This window comes from Spirosoma jeollabukense, assembly GCF_054777855.1.
Genome location: NZ_BAAHAD010000061.1, coordinates 1 through 1,107, shown reverse-complemented (window position 1 = coordinate 1,107; position 1,107 = coordinate 1). Strand labels below are relative to the sequence as shown.

The 1,107-nt window shown below is 46.2% G+C and carries 2 protein-coding genes; both read right to left on the bottom strand.

Going from position 1 to position 1,107, the window contains the following annotated elements:
- Positions 1-23 precede the first annotated feature (23 nt).
- On the bottom strand, positions 24-704 hold the full coding sequence (locus ACYVEA_RS34500) for an IS630 family transposase (protein ID WP_461117905.1): 681 nt from the start codon (positions 702-704) through the stop codon (positions 24-26).
- Complete coding sequence (locus ACYVEA_RS34495; RefSeq protein ID WP_461117904.1) at positions 614-1,039, bottom strand: helix-turn-helix domain-containing protein; 426 nt, start codon at positions 1,037-1,039, stop codon at positions 614-616. The genes ACYVEA_RS34500 and ACYVEA_RS34495 overlap by 91 nt, the downstream gene beginning before the upstream one ends.
- Between the last annotated feature and the right edge of the window lie 68 nt (positions 1,040-1,107).

The following is a 1,107-nucleotide window of genomic DNA, read 5'->3' as shown; positions in this document are numbered from 1 at the left end:
TAAGTATAGGGACACATTTAGTTTCATTTAAACGGGCTGAATTGAATGAACAACTCGTGACCAACTGCCCCTAGTGCTAACCAGACGGCATAAAACAAGGTACTACTAGTCGCATAGTCTTCAGGCCGTAACCAACGGGCTTTCAATTCTTTCCAAAGTCGTTCCGCTAAGTTCAGATGCGGACTGTAAGGGGGCAGATAGAAAAGATACAACCCTCGTTTTTGCCAGTCTGCAAGGCGCTGGCGTACTTTATCAGCCGTATGAATACGAGCATTGTCCAGAACCACTACCGTTGGTTTGGTAAGCTGCCAGGAGAGCTCCTCTAACTGATTGACCACAAAAGAAGCCGTAATCGAGCCACTCGTGGTAGCAAAATGCAGGTGGTTCTGACGAGAAATCAAGCCAAAACAGTTCAGGCGTTGACCCTTAGCTACCTCAATCCCTATTGATTCGTCTTTAAACTGCCAGCCATAGGGTACGTATCCCTCCTCGCTGACACTGGACTCATCCCCATAAAGCAGCTCAATTCTACCCCTTCGGCTTTGCTCTTCTAATAAGCTAAGAGCATCATAACGAACTTTGTACAACTCCATGTTGGGTTTACCTTTAGGTCTTAATCGGATGCGTCGGTAACGGCAGTCAAGTTTTTTAAAAACCGTTGCAATGTCTTTAAACTCATCGTTCGTCCAGTTTGAGCCTCCCATTCAACTTTAGCTTGATTTAGACGCTGTCGTTCGTTCTGAACTACTTTGCGCACCAGCGTGGCGTCGGTTTCTTTGTTGAGTAGGGGTTTACGGCCTCGTCCCGGTTTGGTTAGTAATCCATCGAGTCCACTCTGTTGATAGCGGGTTAACCAGGTATTGACCGATACATAATGGTGTTTAACAATACCGGCCACTTCTTTGGAAGAACGCCCTTCACTTTTGAGTAGCACGATTTGGCAACGCTGGCGGAAGGCATGAGAGGAGCCGGTGCGAAAAGCGTCTTCAAGGGTTTGTCGGTCGAGTGGAGTCAGGTCAATGGTACGTCGCTTGCCCAAAGTTCAGTCGGTTTAGCAGCAAAGAACTAAAAACAATATCTATTAAACTAATTTTGTCTTATTACTTA

Excerpts from the sequence above, each read along its gene's own strand:
- ACYVEA_RS34500 (WP_461117905.1), bottom strand. The coding sequence starts at position 704 with ATGGGAGGCTCAAACTGGACGAACGATGAGTTTAAAGACATTGCAACG.